Here is a 24,779-nt window from a genome sequence, read left to right as displayed (position 1 = left end):
AATTGCCACCTCTTATTTTTTTATAGTAAATTAAGTACTTTTTCTACTTTGATTCCTTTATCTTGTAAAGAACGAAGGCGACTTACAACGTCCATAATTTCTTTGTCAAATGTAACGCTAATACCTTGGCTTTGTAGTTCTTCTTTTAAGCTTTCAATAGAATCATCTATGTCGATGCCAAGCTCGTAATCTTGACAAACTTCAATTGTCTTTTTCACGAGTTTAACATAATTTTCTTGTAGTTTTGAATTTGTTTCAGTCAAAGCAGGCTGCTTCGGTTTTGCAGGAGCAATCGGTGCTGTCTCTTGCTTTGTAACTGGAGTAGGGACTGCTTTTTTCACAGGCGCTGGAGTAACTAGTTCTACAGCTGCTTCTACGCTTACTGGCTTCGGTGTCGGTACCGGAGTAGGCTTAGGTGCCATAGCAGGTGTTTCCACACGCGTAACAGGCTTAGGAGCAGGTGTAATTGCTTTTGGAGCTTCTACAACTACTTCTTTTTTCGGTGCTGCTTCTACCTGTGTTTCTTCTTGCTCGGCAGCTTCTTTATTTTCTTTACTCCACATAACGCGTTCAATTTCTAGAGACACATTGTTTTTGTTCATCGCTGTTAATGTAACTTTACCAACTTCAGCGTTTCCAGTGAAATCAACAATTTTATAAATAACATTCTTGTTCCAATCCACGTTTCCGCTCAAAAATAATTCTTCGTTACATTTCGGCGTTAAGCCCTCGATTTTAATTTCTGCGTTTACACCGTTTTCACTATATACCATAATTAGCGAAGCATTTACATCTTCGTCTGCTAACATTAGTTCACGTACCATTTTGCCGGTGCGTACTTGCGTTTTCTTCTTAACTGACATCTAATTTCTCCTCTCAAAAATTCAGTAATAATAAAAAAATCGTATAACGAAAAATAATTGCTCACGAAGATTTATGATACCGATAATAAAAGCATCACGTCAACAATTAACTTTAATTATTTTGCATTTTTCTTATTTTCTTTATGAAATTTTTCAATTTGTAAAATTAGACAGAAGAAAAAACAGCCTTTTGAAGGGCTGTTAAAAATTTGATTTTTTATATAGTAATTTATATAAAATAAAAAATAAGATAGCAATTAAAGCATTTTGCCAAAAGTTTAGATGATAAATGAGGTAAGGTTGCTTTTGGAAATAAATATTTAAGAATACAGCGGAACAAAATGGAGTAGCAAATGCGAATCCAAATAGAATTCTTCTTTTCCAATTCATTTTCTGATTAAAGGAGTAACGCTTTAATAAATATAAAATAAATAGTATACCTAGTATAATTATTGAAACGGACAAAGTAGTTCCAAGGATGCTAAAAGGCGGACTTGATAATGTATTGTTTTTTTCAAAGAAAAACATAAAAAATGAAATAATTGCATTTATGCCAAACTGTATAGCAAGAAGTAAGCTAATAGAAAATCCAATTAAAGAGGCTTTTTCTAACTTTGTTTGAGTTGGTAAAGCTGATATAAGTTCATCGCAATAAGATTGTAAATTATCTCCGAAGATGTCATAAGCGTTTTTATTTTCTGCTTGTGCTTCGATGAGGTGATCTAATATTTCTAGTAACAGTTCTTCCATTTGTTGCTCGGGTACGTTTGATATTCGAAGATATACTAACATATCACCATAAGCAGCCTCGTTTTCGGAAGTTAGAAGCTCACGTTTTTTATTATTCAATTCAATCATGTCTTGTGCATTCATCCCTATCACTCCCTCTGTAATAAGTTATTTACCGTAGTAGAAACTATTCCCCAGCTTTGTTTAAATTCTTTAAGTTGTTCTAATCCTTTATCGGTTATGTGATAATATTTTCGCTTTGGACCGAGTGAGGAAGCTTTTAATGTGCCTTCGATCAATTTTTCTTTTTGCATACGTAATAATAACGGATAGATGCTTCCTTCGCTTACGAATGTAAAGCCATGTTTATTTAATTTTGTGCTCAGTTCATATCCGTACACTTCTTCTTGTGAAATGATGTATAGGATACAACCTTCTAGTACACCTTTTAACATTTGGCTGTGCATGATTTCACCACCTTTTACTCAGGTAACTTGCGTTGCAAGGTAGCTGTTATCCGGATTATAACATTCAGTAACTTGCAACGCAAGTTACTGAAGTGGAAAACTTTAATGAGTGTTAATTTTTCAATGTTTCCCATACTAACGAGAGGAGGGAAGCGTATGAAACCATTTATGCCAAAACTCGTGTACTTTGAACCGAAGGCACTTGAATATCCACTTGGAAAAGAGCTTTATGAGAAGTTTACGAAGATGGGATTAGAAATTCGTGAAACGACATCCCATAATCAAATTCGGAATTTGCCGGGTGAAAATGATTTACAAAAGTATCGTAATGCAAAAGCAACGCTTGTCGTTGGGGTGAGGAGGACATTAAAGTTTGATACTTCAAAACCGTCAGCTGAATATGCAATTCCGCTTGCAACAGGATGTATGGGACATTGTCATTATTGTTATTTGCAAACGACACTTGGGAGTAAGCCTTACGTTCGCGTGTATGTGAATCTTGATGAAATATTTGAGAAGGCACAGCAATATATGGATGAAAGAGCACCTGAAATCACAAGGTTTGAAGCTGCTTGTACATCAGATATCGTTGGGATTGATCATTTAACACATGCATTAAAGAGGGCGATTGAATTTATTGGAGAAAGTGAGCATGGGCGTTTGCGTTTCGTTACGAAATATTCGCACGTTGATCATTTGTTAGATGCAAAACATAATGGGAAAACGCGTTTCAGGTTTAGTATTAATTCACGGTATGTAATTAAAAATTTTGAACCAGGGACATCACCGTTTGAAGAAAGAATTGAAGCTGCTCGTAAAGTAGCAGGCGCGGGTTATCCACTTGGTTTTATAGTTGCGCCACTTTATATGCATGAAGGATGGGAAGAAGGATACCGTGAACTATTTGAGCGACTGTACAATGCGCTGAAGGATATGACGATACCAAATTTAACGTTTGAATTAATTCAGCATCGTTTTACAAAACCAGCGAAAAAGGTTATTCAAGAGCGTTATCCAAATACGAAGCTTGAAATGGATGAAGAGAAGCGGAAGTATAAATGGGGACGATATGGCATCGGAAAATATGTATATAAAAAGGATGATGCAGCAGTATTGGAAGAAACGATAAGAGGTTATATAAATGAGTTTTTTCCTAATGCAGAAATACAATATTTTACTTAAGGGGGGTCTGTATGCAAATACAGATTCTTTTTTGTTTTATATATTTAGGCTCGTTTTCAACTTGTCACGTTATTCTTTCTGGTGTATCATTTTATTGATTGCTTCGTACGGAATAAGCAAAATGAACTTGGATGGAGGAAACCGATGCCTACCCCTAGTATGGAAGATTATATTGAACAAATTTATTTGTTGATTGATGAAAAGGGTTACGCCCGCGTATCTGATATTGCTGAAGCGCTTAGTGTACATCCATCCTCTGTAACAAAAATGGTGCAAAAATTAGACAAAGATGAATATCTAATTTATGAAAAATATAGAGGGCTTGTATTAACAACAAAAGGTAAAAAAATCGGAGAACGTCTCGTATATCGTCATGACTTGCTAGAGCAATTTATGCGTATTATCGGTGTGGATGAAAGTAAAATTTACAATGATGTAGAAGGAATTGAACATCATTTAAGTTGGGAAGCGATTGATCGCATTGGTGATTTAGTGCAATACTTTGAACAAGATGCGGTCCGAGTGGAAACGCTTCGCGGTGTTCAAAGAGCAAATGAAGAGAAAAGTAATTAAGGGGAACGTATGGCGTTTCCTTTTTTATTTCAATTCGAAAAGGATGGGAGAATTATGAAAGCAATTATTTTTGATTTTGATGGATTAATTGTGGACACAGAAACGATATGGTTTCACTCTTTCAGAGATGCTGTTCGTGAATACGGCGGGGAACTACCTTTAGAGGAATTTGCGAAATGCATTGGAACAACAGATGAGGTACTTTATACATATTTAAATGATCAATTAAAAGAGAAGTTTAACAAAAGTGTATTAAAAGAAAAAGTGGCAACTTTACATAAAGAGAAAATGAGAATACCAGAAGCTCGTGACGGGGTAAAAGAATATTTAGAAGAAGCGAAAGAAATGGGATTAAAAATCGCACTAGCTTCTAGTTCTTCTAGAGAATGGGTTATTCATTTTTTAGAAGAGCTACAAATTCGAGAATATTTTGAAGTAATTAAAACGAGAGAAGATGTTGAGAAGGTAAAACCAGATCCAGCTCTTTATCGAGTTGCAATAGAAGAATTAGGAATTAAGCCATCTGAAGCTGTTGTATTTGAAGACTCATTAAATGGATTGAGAGCAGCAGTTGCAGCGGGATTAACGTGCGTTGTGGTACCTAATGATGTGACACGGAATTTACCGTTTGAAAATCATCATCTTCGAATTGAAAGTATGAGAGAGAAAAGTTTAAAAGAAGTGCTTCAAAGTATAAAAAAAGACCGTATTTCCTAAAAGGAAGCACGGTCTTTCTTTTTGCTTTTTTTGCCTTCAATGACAGTTAAATGAGACTGTTTTCTTTTTCGTTTCAAAGTGGAAGAATTCCCTTTTTTACTTTTGTCATTAGAAGTATTTGACTTAAAGAAAGAATTGCCTAGGGGTGCTACATTTTGTTTCCCATGTTTGCGGTTCGATTGTTTTGCCGCACGCTTATATGAGCTTTGCGAATTTGCGGAACCACTGGAATTTGTAAACATCTTGTATAGCAAGTAAAAGATACCGACAACAAGTAACATGTACCCGATATTTCTTAATACACCCATGGGATTTGTAATAACAGATGAAACAAGGCCGAATATTGCCAATCCGATAATAAGCACAAATATAGCGAAAGTAAACGAACGACCGTTCATAAGGGACACCTCCTAAAAACATATATTGAAATTAGTATATTAACGATGAGGAAAGGAGTTGAACACCATTTTTAAATAATTATTGTTTGTTCTCTAAACGTAATAATTCTTCAAACGATGCAATTGCTACTTCCACTTGATCATCTGTTGGTTCTTTCGTTGTTAATAGTTGTAGCCATAATCCAGGATATCCAAGTACGCGTAATACGGGAATATCTCGTAATCGATTTGTAAATTGCAATACTTCAAAAGAAATACCAAGTACAACTGGAATTAATAAAATCCTGTTTATAACTCGTGCCCAAAGAGGATCTGTAGGGACTAGGAAATAAACGAACATTCCAATAATGACTGTAAATATAATAAAGCTACTGCCGCATCTATAATGGAGACGAGTTTGCTTTTGAACGTTTTCTACAGTCAGAGGAAGGTTATTCTCGTAAGCATTGATTACCTTATGCTCTGCACCGTGATACTGAAATACCCGCTTAATAAGTGGGGTTAAAGAAATAAAGTATATATAGCTCAATAATAGCATGAGCTTAATGACACTTTCGACAATGATTTGCCCAGTATGAGATGGGAAAATCGGTCTCGTTAATTCAGCTAATAGTGCAGGAACTGCTGTGAAAATGACTTTACCGAATATAAAAGATAAAACGCCAACAGCTGCAACTCCTAATACCATCGTTAATTTTGATTGTTCTTCTTTTTTATTTGCAATTTGTTCATCATCTTCTGGGTGGACGTCAAATCGTTCTGAAGCGAAGTTTAAATGCTTTGCTCCATTCGCACTTGCATCCACAATAGCGGCAATCCCTCGTAAAAATGGAATTTTTTTTAGGGTAGATAGTACTTTATTACGAACGCGTGGTAATCGATAAAATTCAATCGATTTATCTTTACGACGAACCGCTGTAACAGTATATTCTCTACCGCCAAACATAACTCCTTCTATGACCGCTTGCCCGCCATATATTTGTTTTGACTCTTCTGCCATGTTAACACCAACCTGTATTTGTTTCTCTCTTATGTAGAAAAAGAGGCAATTGTCATACTGGGTTCTGTCGTTTTGAAATAAGACAATCACCGAGTTTCCTTTATTTTATCGGCAAATACAAGTAGATGACAAGGGAAAATGTTATGAGAGTCGGACATTTCTTATTCTTTTTATAGACAAATTTCGCAGGATTTAAACATGCTTCAAAATAGTTTCGGGCATACTATTGAGCGGAGGTGTCGATGTGAGTCAAGAACAATTAGGAACAAGGAATTTTGTGCAGATTGGTTTGTTTGGTGGAATCTTTTGGGGCGGGATCTGGTATTTCCTTCATATATTTTCATTCACGGAGGCGGGACCGAATTATTTCCTTTTACCATTTGCGTTTGGAAGTTGGAAAGAGGGTGTATGGGGCAATGTGTTCGGAATAGTGTGTATGGGACTTCTTTCAATTTTGATCGCCTTTTTGTATAAAGCATTTTTTGCGAAGTTTGAAGGGATTATAGCGGGAATTATTTATGGGCTATTTTGGTGGGCACTACTGTTTTTGGGGATGGGTTTAATGGCTCCTGTTATTAAAAGTGCGCTCCATTTACCAAAAGAGACAATTGTGACGACAATATGTATTTTTATATTGTATGGTGTGTTTATAGCATATTCTGTTTCTTACGCAGTAAATAGCAATAAAGCAGAACAAGAAGGGCAAGAGAAGACGAACTATTCAAATAAGTAACTCCTATGTTAAAATATTGTATAGATATTTAATATTAAGGAGTTTTAAGAATATGAAAAAGTTACTCCTCGTAAACGGTCCTAACCTAAATCGCCTCGGTGTTCGTGAGGTAAATGTATATGGAAAGGGCACGCTAGCGACACTTGAAGCAGATATGAAGCAAGAAGCAGAAACAATGGGAGTGGAGTTAGAATGTTTCCAATCGAATCATGAAGGTGCCATTATCGACATTATTCATGAAGCGGAAGATATATATGAAGGGATCATTTTAAATCCGGGAGCATTTACGCATTATAGCTATGCGATTCGTGATGCCATTGCGAGCATTTCGATTCCTGTTATTGAAGTACATATTTCTAACATTCATCAGCGTGAATCGTTCCGTCATGAATCTGTGACGGCAGCTGTTTGTGCAGGTCAAATTGTAGGATTTGGTTTTTATGGCTATAAGTTAGCGTTATTTGCATTAATGGAGAAATTGAGGGAGGCATAAAGTAATGGAGAAAATTGAAAGATTACGAAGTGCATTTGATGAGGCTGGCATTGACGGTATTTTGTTAACAAATGAACATAGTCGTAGATATATGGCTAACTTCACAGGAACAGCAGGCGTTGTTCTTATTTCAAAAGATCGTGCTCAATTTATTACAGATTTCCGTTACGTCGAGCAGGCAAGTAAACAAGCGGTTGGATATGAGGTTGTACAGCACGCAGGATTGATCATTGATGAAGTGGCAAAGCAAGTGAAAGAGCTTGGAATTCAAAAACTTGGTTTTGAGCAAGATACTCTTACATATAGTTCTTATTCAGTGCATAAGGAAGCGATTGATGCTGAATTTATCCCGACTTCTGGACTTGTAGAAAAGTTACGCTTGATAAAGACTGATTCAGAGATTAAGATATTAAAGGAAGCTGCACAGATTGCAGATGCTGCCTTTGAGCATATTCTATCATTCATTCGCCCGGGAGTATCTGAAATTGAAGTGTCAAATGAACTTGAATTTTTCATGAGAAAACAAGGAGCAACATCTTCTTCGTTTGATATTATCGTTGCTTCAGGTCTTCGTTCGGCATTACCGCACGGCGTGGCATCTGAAAAAGTGATAGAAACAGGAGATTTCGTTACATTAGACTTCGGCGCTTATTACAAAGGATATTGTTCTGATATTACTCGTACGATTGCAGTCGGTGAACCATCTGATAAATTAAAAGAAATTTATAATATCGTTTTAGAAGCACAATTACGTGGTGTGAACGGTATTAAAGCTGGTTTAACAGGTCGCGAGGCTGATGCGCTAACGCGTGACTACATAACGGAAAAAGGATATGGTGAATACTTTGGACACTCTACTGGTCATGGAATAGGTCTTGAAATCCATGAAGCACCAGGTTTAGCGTTCCGTTCTGATATAGTACTTGAACCAGGTATGGCTGTAACAGTAGAGCCAGGTATTTATATTCCAGGTATTGGCGGCGTACGTATTGAAGATGATATCATTGTGACAAGTGAAGGTAATGAAGTAATTACGAAATCACCAAAAGAACTTATTATTTTGTAATACACAGGAGGATTTTTTTACATGATTTCAGTAAACGATTTTCGTACAGGTTTAACAATTTCAGTGGACAATGCCCTTTGGCAAGTACTTGATTTCCAACACGTAAAGCCAGGTAAAGGTGCTGCATTCGTTCGTTCTAAACTACGTAATCTTCGCACAGGTTCTGTTCAAGAGAAAACATTCCGTGCAGGTGAGAAAGTAGAAAAAGCACACATCGAAAACCGTCGTATGCAATACTTATACGCAAGCGGTGAGGCTCATGTATTTATGGATAACGGAACTTATGAGCAAATCGAACTTGGTGAAAAACAAATCGAGCGCGAGCTTAAATTCCTAAAAGAAAACATGGAAGTAGCAATTATGACTTACCAAGGCGAAGTACTTGGTGTTGAACTTCCAAACACAGTTGAATTACAAGTTACAGAAACAGAGCCTGGTATTAAAGGTGATACTGCTTCTAACGTAACAAAACCAGCTACATTAGAAACTGGTCTTGTTGTACAAGTACCAATCTTCATTAACGAAGGCGAAATGCTTATCATCAACACTGGTGAAGGTAAATACGTTTCTCGTGCATAGTAAAAAAGCACTCGTGATAATTCACGAGTGCTTTTTTTATAGGAAATAGGGTAGATAGTAAATAGCTGTTATTATAAAACTGACTAAAACAAGTGAAAGAGTACCCATAATAGATGGAGTCAAAACAATTTGAAATGGTTTTATTTCGCCAGTCTCAACGCCAGTTAATGTTTTACTTATTGCGTGATCTGTAATGTTATTTCTATGGTTACTCATAATAATTAACCACATAATTGCAAATATTGCTAAACTACCAAGGAAAAAGGTCTCTATAAATGACCAACCGACTAATAATGAAAAAAGATAAATAAGAGCTAATTCTGCTACAACGGTTAAACTAATTTTCAATGCCTTCATATTTTTCCTCCTCATTTTGTAATTTCAACCAGTTTAAAAAATTTTTACGTGACACGACATGCAGAGAGCAAGGTGACTTTACTTCTTTCTCTAGTGCAGCGTGTTCGTCTGGAAACTTGTTTTCCACATGCAATGAAATATAAGGTAGTTTTTCTTGTGCTTTTAGTGAGCGGATATTATTCGTTTTAGCACCAGCAAATACGTAGGAAAGTTGTAAGTCTAAAAAGGCGATTTTAAAGATTTCTTTTTTAGCAGCCTCGTTATAGCCTTTTCCCCAGTACGGATAGCCGAGCCAACTACCAATGTGAGATTGCTTTTTTTCATTATTAATATGTTTAAGTGTGGTGAGGCCAATTATTTCATTTTTTTCATTCACAATCATTCTCGATAAGGATTTCTTTTGACGCTCTTCTTCTATTGCGAAAAGAAGAAATGTTTTCGTGTCTTCGATGTTTTCTACCGTTATTCCCAATGCATTTTTTATATGTGGATCACTTGATAGCTCGAAAATCACATTTGTATGGCATAAATCTAGTGGTAATAAAGTGACGTGTTGCATGGTTTAAACCTCTTTTAAACTAAATATACCATAATATACCATGAAATAATATGAATATTCAGATTGTAATTCGGAATTTAGAGAAAAATTATGTTTTTACTTCTGAAATAGACAACCTCTGCATATGGTTGTACAAATATATTCTTTTTTAGAATACGAAGTTAGTAACTGTTACGGGAGAAGGTGGAAGAATGAAACAGTGGCTAGCGGCAATGGAAACATCCGTGCTTGTTATGGGGGCACTTCGATTATTTTCAGGTAGTGCGGAGATATTTGCTGCTTTGCTTATGCTTTATGTGAATGATGCGAAGAAAGCGTTGTTTATAAATGGTATGTTGGCGTTTGTTGGACCTACCGTATTAATTTTAACAATGACAATTGGGATAGCGAGTGTAGCAAGTGAAATTTCTTTCTTGAAGCTCTTTTTTCTAGCGCTTGGAATTTGCTGTATTTTTATCGCATTACTGAAATAGTAAGTCGAGTATAGTGGGGAGAAGCCGATGAAAGAGGTATTAGAAGTTTTACCAAAAACGATGAAGTACTTAATTGAAGAATGTAAGCAATACGATGCTTTAGAGGAAATTCGTGTTCGAATTGGAAGGCCGCTAGAGTGTATTGCACACGGAAAGGTGTTTTTTTATGACTATATCACTACTGCAGAGGATGCTATTTACTTATTGAATAAGTTAAGTCAATTCTCAATTTATACGATGGAAGAGGAATTAAAACGTGGGTATGCGACGCTTCGCGGAGGGCATAGAATCGGGTTAGCAGGAAAAGTCATTACAGAAAAAAGCGCAGTGAAAATGATTCGTGATGTCTCTTCCTTTAATATTCGTATTGCTCGTCAAAAAATAGGGATTGCTGAACCGCTTTTGCCATATTTGTATGAAAAAAGGTGGTTAAACACGATGGTAATTGGCCCTCCCCAAACGGGAAAAACGACACTCTTAAGAGATGTAGCACGTTGCATGAGTCAAGGGGTAAGTGCTTCGGAAATTCCTTCCTGTAAAGTGGGGATCGTTGATGAACGGTCAGAAATTGCTGGTTGTGTGAAAGGGATCCCGCAATATGATTTTGGTACCCGAGTCGATGTGTTAGACGCATGTCCAAAGGCAGAAGGAATGATGATGATGATTCGTTCTATGAGTCCTGATATTTTGATCGTAGATGAAATTGGCCGTAAAGAAGATAGTGAAGCAATTATGGAGGCAGTGCATGCAGGTGTCCAGCTTTTTATAAGCGCACACGGATTTTCCTATGAGGATGTTGTGAGACGTCCATCGCTCAAGGCAGTGCTAGAGCTTGGTATATTTGATAGGTTTGTGGAGTTGTCAAAAGCGAGGGGTCCAGGAACGGTTATGCAGGTGAAAGATAAATATGGAAAACCAGTGTTATCAAATAGAAAGGCTGAGGGCGTATGGTGAAAATATTTGGTGCAGTGTTAATCGTTGCGGTCAGCACCTTTTTCGGGTTTTCGTACGCTAAAAGATACAGTGAGAGACCGAGGCAACTTAGGTTATTAAAATCAGCACTTCAATCATTAGAGGCAGAAATTATGTATGGACACACACCTTTATCTGAGGCTGCCGAGCGATTAGTTAAACAAATGCCAAAGCCATTAAATTGGATATTTCAAAGTTTCGCTAAAAAACTAGAAAGTGGAGAACAAACAGTAAGGGAAGCTTGGATAGATAGTTTGAAAGAGAATTGGAAGTTGACGGCTTTTCAACAAACCGAGTATGAAATACTGCAGCAATTTGGTGAAACGCTAGGGCAACATGATCGTGAATCACAACAAAAACATATTCGCTTATGTATTACACATTTGGAGAGAGAAGAAGAGGAAGCGAAAGCTTTACAACTGCAATACGAAAAAATGATTAAGAGCTTAGGGGTACTAGCAGGGCTACTTATTGTAATTTTACTGCTATAGGGGGGAGAAAGGCGATGTCCATTGATGTTGGATTAATATTTCAAATCGCCGGAATCGGCATTGTTTTAGCTTTCATTCATACTGTACTAAAAGAATTGAAGCGTGAGGATATTGCAAATTGGGTTATCCTTGTCGGTTTTGTCGTCATTTTATTTCATGTTGCATTTTTAATTAATACGCTATTCGACAAGATTAAAAGTGTCTTTCTCTTCCAGTAAAGGAGGCGGTTCGAATCGAAATTATACAAATTGTCGGATTAGGCCTCGTTGCTACGTTTTTAGCTGCTGTTTTGAACCAGCATAAATCTAGTATTACATCTTTATTTATTGTGTTCGTAGGTAGCGTGATGTTTCTTATTTTAATCGATCAAATTCATTCTATTTTACAAATGATTGAGAGAGTTGCGAGTGAAGCGAAAGTTAGTAACGTCTACGTGGAAACGTTACTAAAGATTATTGGAATTGCTTATATTGCCGAGTTTGGAGCTCAAATTACAAAAGATGCTGGTCAAGGTGCCATCGCTTCGAAAATTGAACTTGCTGGGAAAATCTTAATTCTCGTTATGGCAATTCCTATTTTGACGGTTGTAATTGAAACTATTCTCGGATTTTTACCGACGGGATAAGGGGGAGTGAATGTTGAGGAGGTTTGGAGCTAAGCTGCTATTTGCTTGCTTCCTTTTCTTTTCTTTACCAGTTGTTGTACAAGCTTCTCCTGTAGAAACAAACGTCGTTGATCAACAATTGGATAAGCTCGGAATTGAAGATGTGAAGCAATTTTGGGACGGGCTTGTTACAAAATATGGAGGCTATTTGCCAGAGAGTCAAAAAGGGAGTTTTATGGAGTTTGTAAAGGGAGAAAAAGAATTCTCTCTAAAAGAGTGGATGATAGGGTTATTAAAATATTTATTTCATGAGCTTGCAGCTAATGGAAAACTGCTTGGCACACTCATTATGCTCACAATCTTTAGTGCATTGTTGCAATCACTGCAATCCGCTTTTTCAAAAAGTAGTGTAAGTAAAATTGCTGATGCTGTTGTATATATGGTACTTATTATTTTTGCTTTAAATAGTTTTTATGTCGTTATGACATATGCAAGAGAAACGATACAAACAATGGTAGATTTCATATTAGCGCTATTGCCAATTTTATTGGCGCTTATAGCGACTGGTGGCGGGGTTGTATCTGTATCTTTCTTTCATCCGATTATCATTTTCTTAATGAATACAAGCGGGCTTCTTATGAATTATATCGTTCTACCGCTTTTATTACTGGCAACGATATTAAGTATTGTAAGTACAATGAGTGATCAATATAAAGTGACGAAATTGTCCAAGCTTCTGCAAAACGTTAGCGTTGGGATTATCGGTATCTTTTTAACGATTTTTTTAGGGGTATTATCTGTACAAGGAACAGCAACAGCTGTTGCTGATGGAATAGCTGTGAAAACTGCTAAATTTGTAACAGGGAACTTCATTCCAGTAGTCGGAAGGATGTTTACAGAAGCGGCAGATACTGTTATTAGCGCATCAGGATTATTGAAAAACACAGTCGGAATTATTGGGCTCGTCATTTTATGTTTAATTGTTGCTTTTCCAGCGATTCAAATTTTCTGTATCGCATTTATTTATAAATTCGCAGCAGCAGTATTGCAACCGGTTGGCGGCGGAGCAATTATTCAATGCTTAGACATTATTGGACGAAGCATCATTTACGTATTTGCTTGCTTAGCTATCGTATCATTTATGTTCTTTTTAAGTATTACAATTATTATTGCTGCGGGGAATATTACACTTATGATGCGGTAGGAGGTGAAGAGTATGCAATTTGTTACAGAGTGGATCAGAAATATTATCGTTTTTTTGCTCTTAGCGACAATGCTTCATCTTATTCTTCCAAATTCGAATTTGCAAAAATACGTTAAATTCGTTGTAAGTCTTTTGTTAGTCGTATTAATTTTAACACCTCTTTTTAAACTATTGCAGACAGATGTAAATGAAGTAATTGCAAATTTTAATGAAGAAAAGTACGTAGCAGAAGGATCTGTAAAAAATTCAATAGATTCGAAGAAAAAAGAAATACAAGCTCTAACACGTGCATATAGTTTAGAAGAGATGGCTACCAAAATGAAAAAAGAAGTAGGAAAAGAGTTTGAGAAACAGTATGGTATGTCAGTCTCTGAAATACAAATAGTCGCAGCGGAAAGCACAGCGGAAGTAAAGTCAGCGAAAGATATTCAATCTGTTGTTGTGACGTTAAAAGAAAAAGAACGTAGTAAAAATGATGCAATCGAAACAGTAAAACCAGTTGAAATTAACACGAAAGAACCACCGAAAAAAGTAGAGGAAACGAATGTAGAAATGAAAGACTTCTTTTCAAGCAGGTGGCAACTAGAGAATAAACAAATCCAAGTTCAAATGGAAGGGAGGACAGGTAGAGTAAATGGACAATAAAGATAAAAATTCGAAGTTCTCATTTTTTCGAAACTTATTGAATGGAGATGAAAAAGAAAGTAATGAGAAGGGAAGAAAGGTAACACCTAAGTTCTTACTTGTCCTACTCATACTTGGAATGTTGCTTATGTTTTCTAGTAGTTTTTTTTCAAGTAAAAAAGAAGAAGTACCTGTATTTAAAGAACAAAAAACTCAAAACCAGGAAAAAGATGTACCAACTTTTGGACAAAAAAATAATGATAATATGTCAAATGTAGAAAAATATGAAAAAGCGTATGAACAAGAATTAAAAACTGCTTTAGAAGAAATAGCAGGAGTAAAAGACGTAACGATTAAAGTGAATTTGGATTCATCTGAAGAAAAAATTTTAGAAAAAAATACAGTGAAACGCTCACAAACAACAGGTGAAACAGATAAAACAGGCGGTAAGAGAGAAGTAGAGGACGAGTCTCTTGATGAAAAGACTGTCATTATACGTGAAGGGGATAAAGAAACTCCTGTTGTTTTACGAACAGAGAAGCCGAAAGTACGTGGTGTTCTTGTCGTAGCAAAGGGAGTGGATAATATACAAGTTAAAGCAATGGTAAAAGAAGCTGTGATAAGGCTGCTAGATGTACCGGCCCATCGCGTTTCAGTTTCACCGAAAAATTGATAGGGAGGAAATAAAGTGTTAAAAAAACAAACAGTTTGGCTATTAACGATGTTAAGTTTAGTTGTTGTACTATCTGTGTATTACGTGACAACTCCTGACAAAATGAATACAGCATCGCCAGCAACAGGTGAAAAGATTGGACAAGAAAAACAAGGTACTGATAAAGCAGTAACAAACGAAGCGCCTAAAGAAACTCCGAAAAAAGAAAATACAAGCAAAGAAACAACAAATAAAGAAACAGACAAAAAAGAAAATGCAAAAAAAGAAACAAGTAAAAAAGAGGGCAATGTATCAGTTCAATCAAGTGATGAGAATTTCACAGCTTTACGTATGCAAATGGAAGATCAGCGTAGTGAAGAGAAAGCAAAATTACAAGAAGTGATGAATTCTTCGAAATCTTCAGCGACAGAAAAGAGTAAAGCGAAAGATAACTTTGATGCAATCACTACAATGGAAACGAAGCAAGAATTACTTGAGACAGTAATTAAATCTCAAGGAGGATATCCAGATGCTCTTGTAAGAGCTGATGGTACTGATATTAGAGTAACGGTTAAAGCGGCAAAACATTCACAGAAAGAAGCAAATAAAATTATTCAACTTGTAAGAAGTGAAGGCGGATCAAAAGATGTAGGTGTGAAATTTGATCCACCAGCGAAATAAGTGAAACTTTAATCCGTAGGGATTTCCCTGCGGATTATTATCTTTTACTAAGCAAAGGGTATGCAAATAGTAAAAAGAGTATGTAAGTACGTGTGAATAGAAAAAAGCTATCATTTTCGATAGCTTTTTTCTATTTCGTCTTTGTAATTATTTTTACTATGTTCAACTCGGAACGGAGAAATACGTTGTGAGTAAAAGATTAGTGGTTCATGGTACTGATGATTACTTTTTCCGGATTTGACGTGGATGAAAAGAACGCATGCCCAAACGATTACAGCAGGTAAAAAGAGAATGAGCCATATCATATTTCCACACCTCGACACAATATATTTTCTACACTTTGAACATACTATTCTTATATGAAGGAATGATGAACGGCGTGTAAACAAAAAAATAATATTTGGTAAAAATATGTTATTGACTATAGGTGTGGTGAAGAGTGGAGAGGGAATGGCATGTTTGCTGTGTAACGTTTTGAAAAAGTAGTGAATGTTTTTTTAGAAGTGGTCTTGCCAATTTCATGTGAAACTTGGTATTATTACTAGGTATTAAATTTTTTATTGGAATAATATTTTTACAGGAATTTCGATTTATTATAAAGAAATATAAATTGGAATGTTTAAAAAATTTATCGTAAGATGGAAATAGTAAATATTTCTATTAGTTAATGAAATATATTTTCTAATAGAGTACATCGTATTTTTACAGTCAATCTAGTTTTCGTGACGAGAATCTGTAAAAACGGGACAAACAAGAGTATGGGAGTGGATTTTACATGTTTAAAATTCAAGAAGTTCGCGAATTAATTAAATTAATTGATAGCTCTAATATTGATGAATTTGAATACAAAAAAGACGGTACAACAATCAAAATGAAAAAGCGTGGTAATGAAGTTGTTGCTGTGCAAGCACCTGCAGCAAAACAAGCTATGCAACCAGTAGCGCCTGTTGAAGTTGAAACGAAAGTAGCAGCAGCACAAGCAGAAGCACCAAAACAAGAAGAGAAGAAGACTGTTCAAAATGAAAACCTACATAAAATCACATCACCGATGGTAGGTACATTCTATTCTTCTTCTTCGCCTGATACCCCTCCATATGTAAGTGTTGGGGATAGAGTATCGAAAGATTCTATCGTATGTATTGTCGAGGCTATGAAGTTATTTAACGAAATTGATGCTGATGTAGAGGGCGAAATTGTTGAAATTCTTGTTAATAACGGACAACTTGTTGAGTATGGACAACCGCTATTTCTTGTAAAAGCGTAATAAGGGAGTCTTTGTGATGATAAAAAAAGTATTAATAGCCAATCGTGGGGAAATTGCTGTACGAATTATTCGTGCTTGTAAAGAAATGGATATTGAAACAGTTGCAATTTATTCAGAAGCAGATAAAGAGTCACTTCACGTACAGATTGCAGACGAGGCGTATTGTGTAGGACCAACGATTTCGAAAGAAAGCTATTTAAATTTGACAAACATTATTAGCGTTGCGAAGTTAACAGGCTGCGATGCTATTCATCCGGGATACGGATTTTTAGCAGAGAATGCAGATTTCGCAGAGTTATGCCGTGAATGTAACTTGATTTTTATCGGTCCAAGTCCAGAAGCTATTTCAAAGATGGGCACAAAAGACGTTGCTCGTGATACAATGAAAGAAGCAGGGGTTCCGATTGTACCAGGTTCACAAGGGATTATTAAAAATACCGAAGAAGCGATCGAGCTTGCTAATCAAATTGGATATCCAGTTATTATTAAAGCGACTGCAGGTGGCGGCGGAAAAGGTATTCGTGTTGCACGCCATGAAGAAGAGCTTATAAAAGGAATTCAAATTACACAGCAAGAAGCTAGTACCGCTTTTGGGAACCCTGGTGTATACTTAGAAAAGTACGTTGAAGATTTCCGCCATGTTGAGATTCAAATAATGGCAGATACACACGGAAATGCCATTCATTTAGGAGAGCGTGATTGTACAATTCAGCGCCGTTTGCAAAAACTATTAGAAGAAAGTCCATCACCTGCACTTGATGAAGATATTCGCAAGCAGATGGGTGAAGCGGCAGTTAAAGCGGCGGTAGCGGTTGATTATACAGGTGCTGGTACGGTTGAGTTTATTTATGAATATAAAACGAAAACCTTTTATTTCATGGAGATGAATACGAGAATTCAGGTTGAGCATCCGGTTACTGAAATGGTAACGGGAATGGACTTAATTAAAGAGCAAATTCTTGTTGCTTCAGGAGAAAAGTTATCGTTACAGCAAGAAGAAGTACAATTTAATGGTTGGGCAATTGAATGTCGAATTAATGCGGAAAACCCTGCCAAAAAATTTATGCCATCTCCAGGTAAAGTAGAAATGTATTTACCACCAGGAGGATTTGGTATTCGCGTCGATTCAGCTGTATATCCGGGATATTCAATCCCACCTTTCTATGATTCGATGGTTGCTAAATTAATTGTTCACGGAAAAACACGTGAAGAGGCAATTGCAAAAATGAAGCGCGCACTTAGTGAATTTGTCATTGAAGGCGTACATACAACAATCCCGTTCCATTTGCAATTGCTAGATCATCCTGATTTTGTAAAAGGTGAGTTTAATACGAAATTTTTGGAAGAGCATGAACTTGTGACGCAGTGATACATTAAAGGAGGTTTTTTTCATGGCTGAACATATGTTAGATATGGGTCAAGATACAACTCTTGGTAAAGTAGAAATTGCACCAGAAGTAATTGAAGTAATTGCAGGTATTGCAGCTGCAGAAGTAGAAGGTGTAGCGGCAATGCGCGGTAATTTTGCTACAGATGTTGTTGAGAAGTTAGGTAAGAAAAATCATGGTAAAGGTGTAAAGGTTGAATTAGCAAACGAAGATATTATCGTTGACCTTTATGTTGTAATGTATTTTGGTGTAGCAATTCCAGTTGTTGCACAAAAGATTCAAGACAATATTCGCCAAGCACTCTTTACAATGACAGGACTTGAGCCAAAAGAAGTGAATGTTCACATCGTTGGCGTAACATTCGAAACACAAAAAACAGAAATCGAACCAGTGTAAGAATGAAAAGGTGCCTAGTAACATAGGCATCTTTTTTATCGTTTCATTTCTTCACAAATTACAACCCTCTAATTATTATACTATTTCAAAAAATAAGAAATAAACAAGAAAATGTTTCGTTTTTCCAAAAAACGTACATTGTGATAAGATATGGAACTTGAAGTTAATCTTTTTATTATTTTTCAGCCTTGTAACCCGTGTGTGAAACGATAAATTGTGTTATTATCATTGTATTATAAGGTTGGAAAATCAATGAAAACTGTAAGAGTAAGTGAATTGACGGCTTATAAATTATAATAATATAACAAAGTATAAGGAAAGACTTGAAGCATAAAGGAGAGTTACAATGAAACGTAGGACGGCTAGAGAAAGAGCAATGCAAGCATTATACCAAATGGATATTACAGGTGAATTAGAACCGAAAGTAGCAGTGGAAAACACGCTAGATGAAGGCGAAGAAACAAATGAGTTTCTAGAGTCACTTGTAGTAGGTTTTGTAGAAAATAAAGAAGCAATCGATGAAGCGATTCGTCAAAATTTAAAAAAGTGGAAGCTTGAGCGTATTAGTATTGTTGATCGCAGTATTTTACGTGTAGCTGTGTATGAAATGAAATACATGGAAGAAATTCCACACAACGTAACAATTAACGAAGCAATTGAAATTGCTAAAACATTTGGGGATGAGGAATCTCGTCGTTTTATTAACGGCGTTTTATCTAATATAAAAGATACACTGTAAATTCTTTAAGGGGGAATCTTAAAATGGTAGCAGTAATCATCAAAGGAAATGAAGTTGCGGAGAAAAAACGAGCACAATTAACAGAAGAAGTTGTGAAGTTGAAAGAGCAAGGTATTGTACCAGGATTAGCAGTTATTTTAGTTGGAGAAGATCCAGCATCTCGTTCTTATGTGAAAGGAAAAGAAAAAGGCTGTGAACAAGTAGGGATTTACTCAGAGCTAATTGAACTTCCTGAAACAATTACTGAGGAACGTTTGCTTGCTGAAATCGATCGCTTAAATGGCGATGACCGTATTAATGGCATATTAGTGCAATTACCTTTACCAAAACATATTGAAGAAAAAGCTATCATTGAAAGAATTTCACCAGAAAAGGATGTAGACGGATTTCACCCAATCAGCGTGGGACGTATGATGACGGGACAAGATACATTCCTTCCATGTACACCGCATGGTATTGTAGAATTAGTAAAAGAAACAAATCTTGATATTTCTGGAAAACATGTAGTAGTAATTGGAAGAAGTAATATTGTCGGTAAACCAGTAGGGCAATTGTTTTTAAATGAAAATGCCACTGTCACATATTGTCATTCTAAGACGCAAAATATGAAAGAGTTATCGAAGTTAGCTGATATTTTAATCGTAGCTGTTGGACGACCTAAAATGATAACAGCGGATTATATTAAAGAAGGGGCGGTTGTAATTGACGTTGGTGTTAACCGTTTAGAAACAGGAAAACTTTGTGGTGATGTTGACTTTGACAACGTGTTAGATGTTGCGGGTTACATTACACCTGTGCCAAAGGGTGTTGGTCCAATGACAATCACAATGCTTCTTCATAATACTGTTGAATCTGCCAAACGTGCAGGTGTCGTTTGTAAATAATTTGAGTCGGCTATGAGGAGAGAGAAATGGAGAAGCAATATTTAACCGTTACAGCGTTAACACGCTATATAAAAACAAAAATAGAATATGATCCGCATTTGCAGTCTGTTTGGTTAAAAGGTGAAATTTCCAACTTTAAAAATCATAGCCGTGGCCACATGTATTTTACATTGAAAGATGAAAATGCAAGAATCGCAGCGGTTATGTTTGCGGGCCATAATCGTAATATTAAATTCAAACCGGAAAATGGGATGAAGGTACTCGTGAAAGGGAAAATCTCTGTTTACGAGGCGAGTGATTCTTATCAAATTTATATTCAAGACATGCAGCCTGACGGAGTCGGAAATTTACATTTAGCGTACGAACAGTTAAAAGTTCGTTTAGAAGAAGAAGGACTTTTTTCTCAAGTTTATAAAAAAGCGATTCCTCCTTACGCTAAAACAATAGGTGTGATTACGTCGCCAACAGGAGCAGCGATTCGTGATATTATAACAACGATTAAACGTCGTTATCCAATTGGGAATGTTATTGTATTTCCGGTACTTGTACAAGGGGAGTCAGCGGCTCCCTCGATTGTACAAGCGATTCGTACAGCGAATGAAATGGGAGAGATAGATGTACTAATCGTTGGTCGTGGTGGAGGTTCTATTGAGGAATTATGGGCTTTCAATGAGGAAATGGTTGCAAGAGCAATCTTTAAGAGTGAAATCCCTATTATTTCGGCAGTAGGCCATGAAACGGATTTTACAATCGCAGATTTTGTTGCGGATTTACGCGCGCCAACACCGACCGCAGCAGCTGAGCTGGCAGCACCTAACATTATAGAGTTACAAGAAAAGGTATTACAAAGAACTCTGAGATTGCAAAGAGCAATGAGAGAGTTAGTACATAAAAAAGAAGAAAAACTACAAGTGTTGCAAAAATCGTATGCGTTCCGTTATCCAAGACAAGTATATGAGCAAAAGGAAGAGCAATTAGATAGAGCGCTAGAACAGCTTGTTTTAGCGAAAGAGCGCTATATTGATAAAAAGGTGAATCAGTTAAAGCAACTTTCATTTTATTTAGAGAAGCACCACCCATCTCAAAAAATTATGCAAACGAAGGTAGCTGTGGAAACGTTGCAAAAGCAATTACAACGTGAAATGCAAACGTTACTTCAAACGAAAGAATTTGCCTTTGTAAGAGCTGCTCAAAAACTTGAAGCGTTAAGTCCGCTTAAAGTAATGATGAGAGGGTACGGGCTTGTATATGATGAAGAGAAGCAAGTGTTAAAAAGTGTGAAAGATGTAAGCCTTGGAGATGCTGTTTCAGTTCAATTACAAGATGGAATACTAGATTGTAGCGTATCAGGCATAGAGGAGCGTGAATTGAATAATGGAAAATAAATTAAGCTTTGAAGAGGCAATTTCGCAACTTGAGCATCTTGTTTCTAAGCTAGAACAAGGTGACGTACCTTTAGAAGAAGCGATTTCTTATTTTAAAGAAGGTATGGAATTATCTAAGCTTTGTGATGAGAAGCTGAAGAATGTACAAGAACAAATGGCAGTTATTCTTGGGGAAGATGGAGAGCTTGAACCGTTTACTGCTTTAGGAGATGAAGCATAGTGACGATTGCTTTTGATACTTTTTTGAAAGAAAGTAAAACTTTCGTAGAAGAAAAACTTGTAAGCTATGCAAATGGATTACAATGTCCAAATGTACTTCGTGAAGCGATGGCATATTCTTTGGAAGCGGGTGGAAAACGTCTCCGCCCGTTACTTTTGTTTGCAACATTACAAGCGTTTGGGAAAGAAAGAAATCTTGGAGTAGGTGCAGCTTGTGCTCTTGAAATGATTCATACATATTCGTTAGTTCATGATGATTTACCTTGTATGGATGATGATGATTTAAGAAGAGGAAAGCCCACAAATCACAAGGTATTTGGTGAAGCGATGGCAGTTTTAGCAGGAGATGGCTTATTGACATACGCTTTTCAAGTTATTATGGCATATGAGCAAAAAGAAATTTCTGCTGAAAAAAAAGTAAGACTTGTACTTGAACTCGCAAAAGCAGCAGGACCAGAAGGAATGGTTGGCGGACAAGTGGCAGATATGGAAGCGGAAGGGAAACGCCTTACGATTGATGAATTGGAGTACATCCATAAACATAAGACCGGAAAACTACTTGAATTTGCTGTACTTGCGGGTGCGATACTTTCTGATGCGACAGAAGAGCAAGAAGAAAAGTTGCTTACGTTTGCCAAATATATCGGTCTAGCTTTCCAAATTCGAGATGATATTTTAGATGTCGAAGGAACTGAAGAAGAGATTGGAAAACCGATTGGTAGCGATCTTTCTAATGAAAAGAGCACATATACGACGTTGTTTACTGTAGATAGAGCAAAGGATATTTTAGAAGAAACAATTGCAGAAGCAAAAGGTGCGATTAGCTCCTTGCAATTACAAGATGAATATTTACTATCTATTTGCGATTTGATTGCAAAACGTAATAACTAATATAACAGCGTTTTCATTTGTTGAGTCATTCATCATTTTATGATATAAATGTAGGAAAAGGTTTTTCTTTTCTTGTTATTGGCAAAAATATATGTAGATTACATTGCCGTTATCACTTTGTGTTAGCGGCTATTTTTTTCATCGCCTGAAGAAATATGGTTTATAATAGGATTAAGGCGCAATAGACTGGTTAATAGCGGGACAAGACGAAAAATAGAAAAGAGAATTTCTTGTTTTGTGTAAATGTTTTTTATAATATTTGACATGTTGACAGATTATGAAATGAAAGTGAGTGATCCATGTGGATCTAACGCAAATTCAAAACCCTAGTTTTTTGAAAGATATGTCTATCAGTGAACTAGAGGGATTGAGTGAGGATATTCGTAAGTTTTTAATTGAAGAGCTCTCTCAAACAGGTGGACATATTGCACCTAATTTAGGTGTAGTAGAACTCACAATTGCTCTGCACAAATTATTTGATAGCCCGCAAGATAAATTTTTATGGGATGTAGGACATCAATCCTATGTACATAAAATTTTAACTGGACGCGCGAAAGAGTTTGGTACATTAAGGCAATATCAAGGTCTATGTGGTTTCCCGAAACGTTGTGAGAGTGAGCACGATGTATGGGAAACTGGTCATAGCTCGACTTCGTTATCGGCTGCAATGGGAATGGCTCTGGCACGTGATTTAAAGAAAACGAAAGAATATGTTATACCAATTATTGGAGATGGTGCTTTAACAGGCGGAATGGCTTTAGAAGCATTGAACCATATTGGACATGAAAAAACAGACATGATTGTTATTTTGAATGATAATGAAATGTCAATTGCACCAAACGTTGGTGCGCTTCATAATGTGCTCGGTCGTTTACGTACCGCAGGAAAATATCACTGGGTAAAAGATGAATTAGAGTATATATTAAAGAAAATCCCAGCAGTTGGCGGGAAAGTGGCTGCGACAGCAGAGAAAATAAAAGATAGTCTTAAATATTTACTAGTATCTGGTGTATTTTTCGAAGAGTTAGGCTTTACATATTTAGGTCCAGTCGATGGACATGATTATGAAAAGTTATTCGAAACGTTGCAATATGCAAAGAAAACAAAAGGCCCAGTACTCGTTCACGTTATTACGAAAAAAGGAAAAGGTTATAAACCGGCTGAGAGTGACGTTATTGGAACTTGGCATGGAACAGGACCTTATAAAATTGAATCAGGTGACTTCGTTAAGCCGAAAGAAGTTGCAGCAGCATGGAGTGCTGTTGTTAGTGAAACAGTACTTAAGCTAGCGAGAGCAGATGAGCGTATCGTAGCAATTACACCTGCAATGCCTGTTGGATCAAAACTTGAGAAATTCCAAAAAGAATTCCCAGATCGTATGATTGATGTAGGTATTGCAGAACAGCATGCTACAACAATGGCAGCAGGTATGGCAACGCAAGGAATGAAGCCATTCTTAGCGATTTATTCAACATTTTTACAAAGAGCATATGACCAAGTTGTTCATGATATATGCCGCCAAAATTTAAATGTTTTCATCGGAATAGATCGTTCGGGATTAGTAGGAGCAGATGGTGAAACGCATCAAGGCGTATTTGATATCTCATTCTTACGTCACTTGCCGAATATGGTGCTTATGATGCCGAAAGATGAAAATGAAGGGCAACATTTAGTTTATACGGCGATGCAATATGAAGATGGACCAATCGCATTGCGTTATGCGCGCGGTAATGGACTTGGCGTTCATATGGATGAAGAATTAAAGGCGATTCCAATCGGTACGTGGGAGACGTTAAAAGAGGGTACACAAGCAGCTATTTTAACGTTTGGTACGACAATACCAATGGCAATGGAAGCAGCTGAGCGTCTTGAAAAAGCTGGGGTTTCAGTGAAAGTAGTGAATGCTCGCTTTATTAAACCAATGGATGAAGCATATTTACATGATCTTCTAGGAAAGAATATACCGATTTTAACGATTGAAGAAGCTTGTTTAATCGGTGGTTTTGGAACAGGAGTAGTTGAATTTGCATCTGAAAATGGTTACCATAGTGCATTAGTTGAACGAATGGGTATTCCAGATCGCTTCATAGAGCACGGGAGTGTAACAAAATTATTAGAAGAAATTGGTTTAACGACAGATGCTGTTGTAGACCGTATTCATACAATGATTCCATCAAAACAAAAAAGGGCGTAACA

The 24,779-nt window shown here is 36.5% G+C and carries 33 protein-coding genes; 25 read left to right on the top strand and 8 right to left on the bottom strand.

Features of this window, described 5'->3' with window-relative positions; all coding sequences use genetic code 11:
- Nucleotides 1–20 precede the first annotated feature (20 nt).
- From V6946_RS22425 to V6946_RS22415, 3 genes are all read right to left on the bottom strand, one after another.
- On the bottom strand, nucleotides 21–863 hold the full coding sequence (locus tag V6946_RS22425) for a hypothetical protein (RefSeq protein ID WP_406622123.1): 843 nt from the start codon (nucleotides 861–863) through the stop codon (nucleotides 21–23).
- A 201-nt stretch (nucleotides 864–1,064) separates the two neighbouring features.
- Entirely contained in the window at nucleotides 1,065–1,736 is a 672-nt protein-coding gene (locus V6946_RS22420; protein WP_000993584.1) for a DUF1129 family protein, read from the bottom strand.
- Nucleotides 1,737–1,741: 5 nt separating this feature from the next.
- The gene (locus V6946_RS22415; RefSeq protein WP_406622122.1) at nucleotides 1,742–2,059 is read right to left on the bottom strand and encodes a PadR family transcriptional regulator; all 318 of its coding nucleotides are present in this window, start codon (nucleotides 2,057–2,059) and stop codon (nucleotides 1,742–1,744) included.
- Nucleotides 2,060–2,215: 156 nt separating this feature from the next.
- Between V6946_RS22415 and splB the strand changes: the two genes are divergently transcribed.
- From splB to V6946_RS22400, 3 genes are all read left to right on the top strand, one after another.
- On the top strand, nucleotides 2,216–3,241 hold the full coding sequence (splB, locus tag V6946_RS22410; RefSeq protein ID WP_006921537.1) for a spore photoproduct lyase: 1,026 nt from the start codon (nucleotides 2,216–2,218) through the stop codon (nucleotides 3,239–3,241).
- A 144-nt stretch (nucleotides 3,242–3,385) separates the two neighbouring features.
- Nucleotides 3,386–3,814 (top strand): transcriptional regulator MntR, encoded by a 429-nt coding sequence (gene mntR, locus V6946_RS22405; protein ID WP_001143084.1) that lies wholly within the window; start codon nucleotides 3,386–3,388, stop codon nucleotides 3,812–3,814.
- Nucleotides 3,815–3,868: 54 nt separating this feature from the next.
- Entirely contained in the window at nucleotides 3,869–4,531 is a 663-nt protein-coding gene (locus V6946_RS22400) for an HAD family hydrolase (protein ID WP_025687934.1), read from the top strand.
- Here the strand turns inward: V6946_RS22400 and V6946_RS22395 are convergent.
- Both V6946_RS22395 and V6946_RS22390 read right to left on the bottom strand, forming a co-directional pair.
- Nucleotides 4,528–4,929: an SA1362 family protein gene (locus V6946_RS22395; RefSeq protein WP_001014463.1), complete on the bottom strand. Its 402-nt coding sequence runs from the start codon at nucleotides 4,927–4,929 to the stop codon at nucleotides 4,528–4,530. The genes V6946_RS22400 and V6946_RS22395 overlap by 4 nt on opposite strands.
- A 79-nt stretch (nucleotides 4,930–5,008) precedes the next feature.
- Complete coding sequence (locus tag V6946_RS22390) at nucleotides 5,009–5,929, bottom strand: DUF1385 domain-containing protein (protein WP_000807121.1); 921 nt, start codon at nucleotides 5,927–5,929, stop codon at nucleotides 5,009–5,011.
- 244 nt (nucleotides 5,930–6,173) lie between these two features.
- Here V6946_RS22390 and V6946_RS22385 point away from each other — a divergent pair, with 244 nt between their 5' ends.
- The 4 genes from V6946_RS22385 to efp are packed head-to-tail and all read left to right on the top strand — an operon-like array spanning nucleotide 6,174 to nucleotide 8,800.
- Entirely contained in the window at nucleotides 6,174–6,662 is a 489-nt protein-coding gene (locus V6946_RS22385) for a YqhR family membrane protein (RefSeq protein WP_000076881.1), read from the top strand.
- A gap of 52 nt (nucleotides 6,663–6,714) precedes the next feature.
- Complete coding sequence (aroQ, locus tag V6946_RS22380) at nucleotides 6,715–7,155, top strand: type II 3-dehydroquinate dehydratase (protein ID WP_000735140.1); 441 nt, start codon at nucleotides 6,715–6,717, stop codon at nucleotides 7,153–7,155.
- A 4-nt stretch (nucleotides 7,156–7,159) separates the two neighbouring features.
- Complete coding sequence (gene pepQ / locus V6946_RS22375; RefSeq protein WP_000411039.1) at nucleotides 7,160–8,221, top strand: Xaa-Pro dipeptidase; 1,062 nt, start codon at nucleotides 7,160–7,162, stop codon at nucleotides 8,219–8,221.
- A 21-nt stretch (nucleotides 8,222–8,242) separates the two neighbouring features.
- Complete coding sequence (gene efp / locus V6946_RS22370; RefSeq protein ID WP_000626516.1) at nucleotides 8,243–8,800, top strand: elongation factor P; 558 nt, start codon at nucleotides 8,243–8,245, stop codon at nucleotides 8,798–8,800.
- A gap of 36 nt (nucleotides 8,801–8,836) precedes the next feature.
- Here efp and V6946_RS22365 read toward each other — a convergent pair whose 3' ends face one another.
- Together V6946_RS22365 and V6946_RS22360 are read right to left on the bottom strand one after the other, a co-directional pair.
- Entirely contained in the window at nucleotides 8,837–9,157 is a 321-nt protein-coding gene (locus tag V6946_RS22365) for a hypothetical protein (RefSeq protein ID WP_366981590.1), read from the bottom strand.
- The gene (locus tag V6946_RS22360) at nucleotides 9,138–9,716 is read right to left on the bottom strand and encodes a GNAT family N-acetyltransferase (RefSeq protein ID WP_006921527.1); all 579 of its coding nucleotides are present in this window, start codon (nucleotides 9,714–9,716) and stop codon (nucleotides 9,138–9,140) included. The genes V6946_RS22365 and V6946_RS22360 overlap by 20 nt, the downstream gene beginning before the upstream one ends.
- A gap of 191 nt (nucleotides 9,717–9,907) precedes the next feature.
- On the opposite strand from V6946_RS22360, the gene V6946_RS22355 reads away from it, so the two are divergent.
- The 9 genes from V6946_RS22355 to V6946_RS22315 are packed head-to-tail and all read left to right on the top strand — an operon-like array spanning nucleotide 9,908 to nucleotide 15,417.
- The gene (locus V6946_RS22355) at nucleotides 9,908–10,189 is read left to right on the top strand and encodes a YqhV family protein (protein ID WP_000816050.1); all 282 of its coding nucleotides are present in this window, start codon (nucleotides 9,908–9,910) and stop codon (nucleotides 10,187–10,189) included.
- 27 nt (nucleotides 10,190–10,216) lie between these two features.
- On the top strand, nucleotides 10,217–11,143 hold the full coding sequence (gene spoIIIAA, locus V6946_RS22350) for a stage III sporulation protein AA (RefSeq protein WP_366981589.1): 927 nt from the start codon (nucleotides 10,217–10,219) through the stop codon (nucleotides 11,141–11,143).
- A complete protein-coding gene (gene spoIIIAB, locus V6946_RS22345) occupies nucleotides 11,137–11,652 on the top strand; it encodes a stage III sporulation protein SpoIIIAB (protein WP_000238702.1) in 516 nt (171 codons plus the stop codon). Before spoIIIAA ends, spoIIIAB begins: the two co-directional genes overlap by 7 nt.
- A 14-nt stretch (nucleotides 11,653–11,666) precedes the next feature.
- Nucleotides 11,667–11,870, top strand: coding sequence for a stage III sporulation protein AC (gene spoIIIAC / locus V6946_RS22340; protein ID WP_000020914.1), 204 nt, complete (start codon nucleotides 11,667–11,669; stop codon nucleotides 11,868–11,870).
- A 23-nt stretch (nucleotides 11,871–11,893) separates the two neighbouring features.
- Nucleotides 11,894–12,277 carry a stage III sporulation protein AD gene (gene spoIIIAD / locus V6946_RS22335; RefSeq protein WP_077393170.1) on the top strand — a complete coding sequence of 128 codons (384 nt, stop codon included), beginning with the start codon at nucleotides 11,894–11,896 and terminating at the stop codon, nucleotides 12,275–12,277.
- A 10-nt stretch (nucleotides 12,278–12,287) separates the two neighbouring features.
- Nucleotides 12,288–13,460, top strand: a complete 1,173-nt coding sequence (gene spoIIIAE / locus V6946_RS22330) for a stage III sporulation protein AE (protein WP_000946110.1) — start codon at nucleotides 12,288–12,290, stop codon at nucleotides 13,458–13,460.
- A 12-nt stretch (nucleotides 13,461–13,472) separates the two neighbouring features.
- On the top strand, nucleotides 13,473–14,105 hold the full coding sequence (spoIIIAF, locus tag V6946_RS22325) for a stage III sporulation protein AF (RefSeq protein ID WP_001161052.1): 633 nt from the start codon (nucleotides 13,473–13,475) through the stop codon (nucleotides 14,103–14,105).
- Nucleotides 14,095–14,757, top strand: coding sequence for a stage III sporulation protein AG (gene spoIIIAG, locus V6946_RS22320; RefSeq protein WP_000368881.1), 663 nt, complete (start codon nucleotides 14,095–14,097; stop codon nucleotides 14,755–14,757). The genes spoIIIAF and spoIIIAG overlap by 11 nt, the downstream gene beginning before the upstream one ends.
- A 15-nt stretch (nucleotides 14,758–14,772) precedes the next feature.
- Complete coding sequence (locus V6946_RS22315; RefSeq protein ID WP_000914709.1) at nucleotides 14,773–15,417, top strand: SpoIIIAH-like family protein; 645 nt, start codon at nucleotides 14,773–14,775, stop codon at nucleotides 15,415–15,417.
- 110 nt (nucleotides 15,418–15,527) lie between these two features.
- Here the strand turns inward: V6946_RS22315 and V6946_RS22310 are convergent, their stop codons facing one another.
- Nucleotides 15,528–15,722 (bottom strand): hypothetical protein, encoded by a 195-nt coding sequence (locus V6946_RS22310; RefSeq protein WP_000638000.1) that lies wholly within the window; start codon nucleotides 15,720–15,722, stop codon nucleotides 15,528–15,530.
- A 470-nt stretch (nucleotides 15,723–16,192) separates the two neighbouring features.
- Here V6946_RS22310 and accB point away from each other — a divergent pair, with 470 nt between their 5' ends.
- The 9 genes from accB (at nucleotide 16,193) to dxs (ending at nucleotide 24,777) form a co-directional block, all read left to right on the top strand.
- A complete protein-coding gene (gene accB, locus V6946_RS22305; protein ID WP_406622121.1) occupies nucleotides 16,193–16,681 on the top strand; it encodes an acetyl-CoA carboxylase biotin carboxyl carrier protein in 489 nt (162 codons plus the stop codon).
- A gap of 16 nt (nucleotides 16,682–16,697) precedes the next feature.
- Entirely contained in the window at nucleotides 16,698–18,050 is a 1,353-nt protein-coding gene (gene accC, locus V6946_RS22300) for an acetyl-CoA carboxylase biotin carboxylase subunit (protein WP_000592870.1), read from the top strand.
- A gap of 22 nt (nucleotides 18,051–18,072) precedes the next feature.
- Nucleotides 18,073–18,465, top strand: a complete 393-nt coding sequence (locus V6946_RS22295) for an Asp23/Gls24 family envelope stress response protein (protein ID WP_000807630.1) — start codon at nucleotides 18,073–18,075, stop codon at nucleotides 18,463–18,465.
- A 346-nt stretch (nucleotides 18,466–18,811) separates the two neighbouring features.
- Complete coding sequence (gene nusB, locus V6946_RS22290) at nucleotides 18,812–19,204, top strand: N utilization substance protein NusB (protein ID WP_000830247.1); 393 nt, start codon at nucleotides 18,812–18,814, stop codon at nucleotides 19,202–19,204.
- A gap of 23 nt (nucleotides 19,205–19,227) precedes the next feature.
- Nucleotides 19,228–20,088, top strand: a complete 861-nt coding sequence (gene folD / locus V6946_RS22285; protein WP_000226732.1) for a bifunctional methylenetetrahydrofolate dehydrogenase/methenyltetrahydrofolate cyclohydrolase FolD — start codon at nucleotides 19,228–19,230, stop codon at nucleotides 20,086–20,088.
- Between the two features lie 26 nt (nucleotides 20,089–20,114).
- Entirely contained in the window at nucleotides 20,115–21,473 is a 1,359-nt protein-coding gene (xseA, locus tag V6946_RS22280) for an exodeoxyribonuclease VII large subunit (protein ID WP_006921518.1), read from the top strand.
- Nucleotides 21,463–21,693 carry an exodeoxyribonuclease VII small subunit gene (gene xseB / locus V6946_RS22275; RefSeq protein WP_000428423.1) on the top strand — a complete coding sequence of 77 codons (231 nt, stop codon included), beginning with the start codon at nucleotides 21,463–21,465 and terminating at the stop codon, nucleotides 21,691–21,693. Before xseA ends, xseB begins: the two co-directional genes overlap by 11 nt.
- The gene (gene ispA / locus V6946_RS22270; protein ID WP_000150380.1) at nucleotides 21,693–22,583 is read left to right on the top strand and encodes a (2E,6E)-farnesyl diphosphate synthase; all 891 of its coding nucleotides are present in this window, start codon (nucleotides 21,693–21,695) and stop codon (nucleotides 22,581–22,583) included. Before xseB ends, ispA begins: the two co-directional genes overlap by 1 nt.
- 301 nt (nucleotides 22,584–22,884) lie before the next feature.
- A complete protein-coding gene (gene dxs / locus V6946_RS22265) occupies nucleotides 22,885–24,777 on the top strand; it encodes a 1-deoxy-D-xylulose-5-phosphate synthase (RefSeq protein WP_006921517.1) in 1,893 nt (630 codons plus the stop codon).
- Nucleotides 24,778–24,779 lie beyond the last annotated feature (2 nt).

Source organism: Bacillus sp. PPSBB_2, from assembly GCF_045291115.1.
Taxonomy (GTDB): domain Bacteria; phylum Bacillota; class Bacilli; order Bacillales; family Bacillaceae_G; genus Bacillus_A; species Bacillus_A cereus.
This window is presented reverse-complemented; position numbering and strand designations above follow the sequence as displayed.

Coding starts and splice junctions, on each gene's coding strand:
- V6946_RS22425 (WP_406622123.1), bottom strand. CDS start 863: ATGTCAGTTAAGAAGAAAACGCAAGTACGCACCGGCAAAATGGTACGT.
- V6946_RS22420 (WP_000993584.1), bottom strand. CDS start 1,736: ATGAATGCACAAGACATGATTGAATTGAATAATAAAAAACGTGAGCTT.
- V6946_RS22415 (WP_406622122.1), bottom strand. CDS start 2,059: ATGCACAGCCAAATGTTAAAAGGTGTACTAGAAGGTTGTATCCTATAC.
- splB (WP_006921537.1), top strand. CDS start 2,216: ATGAAACCATTTATGCCAAAACTCGTGTACTTTGAACCGAAGGCACTT.
- mntR (WP_001143084.1), top strand. CDS start 3,386: ATGCCTACCCCTAGTATGGAAGATTATATTGAACAAATTTATTTGTTG.
- V6946_RS22400 (WP_025687934.1), top strand. CDS start 3,869: ATGAAAGCAATTATTTTTGATTTTGATGGATTAATTGTGGACACAGAA.
- V6946_RS22395 (WP_001014463.1), bottom strand. CDS start 4,929: ATGAACGGTCGTTCGTTTACTTTCGCTATATTTGTGCTTATTATCGGA.
- V6946_RS22390 (WP_000807121.1), bottom strand. CDS start 5,929: ATGGCAGAAGAGTCAAAACAAATATATGGCGGGCAAGCGGTCATAGAA.
- aroQ (WP_000735140.1), top strand. CDS start 6,715: ATGAAAAAGTTACTCCTCGTAAACGGTCCTAACCTAAATCGCCTCGGT.
- pepQ (WP_000411039.1), top strand. CDS start 7,160: ATGGAGAAAATTGAAAGATTACGAAGTGCATTTGATGAGGCTGGCATT.
- efp (WP_000626516.1), top strand. CDS start 8,243: ATGATTTCAGTAAACGATTTTCGTACAGGTTTAACAATTTCAGTGGAC.
- V6946_RS22365 (WP_366981590.1), bottom strand. CDS start 9,157: ATGAAGGCATTGAAAATTAGTTTAACCGTTGTAGCAGAATTAGCTCTT.
- V6946_RS22360 (WP_006921527.1), bottom strand. CDS start 9,716: ATGCAACACGTCACTTTATTACCACTAGATTTATGCCATACAAATGTG.
- V6946_RS22355 (WP_000816050.1), top strand. CDS start 9,908: ATGAAACAGTGGCTAGCGGCAATGGAAACATCCGTGCTTGTTATGGGG.
- spoIIIAA (WP_366981589.1), top strand. CDS start 10,217: ATGAAAGAGGTATTAGAAGTTTTACCAAAAACGATGAAGTACTTAATT.
- spoIIIAB (WP_000238702.1), top strand. CDS start 11,137: ATGGTGAAAATATTTGGTGCAGTGTTAATCGTTGCGGTCAGCACCTTT.
- spoIIIAC (WP_000020914.1), top strand. CDS start 11,667: ATGTCCATTGATGTTGGATTAATATTTCAAATCGCCGGAATCGGCATT.
- spoIIIAE (WP_000946110.1), top strand. CDS start 12,288: ATGTTGAGGAGGTTTGGAGCTAAGCTGCTATTTGCTTGCTTCCTTTTC.
- spoIIIAF (WP_001161052.1), top strand. CDS start 13,473: ATGCAATTTGTTACAGAGTGGATCAGAAATATTATCGTTTTTTTGCTC.
- spoIIIAG (WP_000368881.1), top strand. CDS start 14,095: ATGGACAATAAAGATAAAAATTCGAAGTTCTCATTTTTTCGAAACTTA.
- V6946_RS22310 (WP_000638000.1), bottom strand. CDS start 15,722: ATGATATGGCTCATTCTCTTTTTACCTGCTGTAATCGTTTGGGCATGC.
- accB (WP_406622121.1), top strand. CDS start 16,193: ATGTTTAAAATTCAAGAAGTTCGCGAATTAATTAAATTAATTGATAGC.
- accC (WP_000592870.1), top strand. CDS start 16,698: ATGATAAAAAAAGTATTAATAGCCAATCGTGGGGAAATTGCTGTACGA.
- V6946_RS22295 (WP_000807630.1), top strand. CDS start 18,073: ATGGCTGAACATATGTTAGATATGGGTCAAGATACAACTCTTGGTAAA.
- nusB (WP_000830247.1), top strand. CDS start 18,812: ATGAAACGTAGGACGGCTAGAGAAAGAGCAATGCAAGCATTATACCAA.
- folD (WP_000226732.1), top strand. CDS start 19,228: ATGGTAGCAGTAATCATCAAAGGAAATGAAGTTGCGGAGAAAAAACGA.
- xseA (WP_006921518.1), top strand. CDS start 20,115: ATGGAGAAGCAATATTTAACCGTTACAGCGTTAACACGCTATATAAAA.
- xseB (WP_000428423.1), top strand. CDS start 21,463: ATGGAAAATAAATTAAGCTTTGAAGAGGCAATTTCGCAACTTGAGCAT.